At 52.7% G+C, this 207-nt stretch carries 1 protein-coding gene; it reads right to left on the bottom strand.

Features of this window, described 5'->3' with window-relative positions; translation table 11 throughout:
- Positions 1-207: hypothetical protein (locus ACTHTQ_RS11635; protein ID WP_440364006.1), on the bottom strand; the 207-nt coding region annotated here is incomplete at both ends.

Raw genomic sequence — 207 nt, 5'->3', positions numbered from 1 at the left:
TCGCTAATGCATCTGCTGCATCTGTTGCCGCTTTACCGGCTTTAGTATCAGCTGCTACCGCTTTAGCATCTGCCGCTTCAGCTTTCGCTACCGCACCATCAGCTTTGGTATCTGCTGCTACTGCTTTGTCGTCCGCTGCTTTCGCTGCATCTTTAGCTTCGCCTGCTTTCGCTAATGCATCTGCTGCATCTGTTGCCGCTTTACCGG

It is taken from the genome of Neisseria sp. P0020.S003, from assembly GCF_051957095.1.
Classification (GTDB): domain Bacteria; phylum Pseudomonadota; class Gammaproteobacteria; order Burkholderiales; family Neisseriaceae; genus Neisseria; species Neisseria subflava.
Note: the sequence above shows the minus strand (reverse complement) of the source record. Positions and strands in the feature narration are given on the sequence as shown.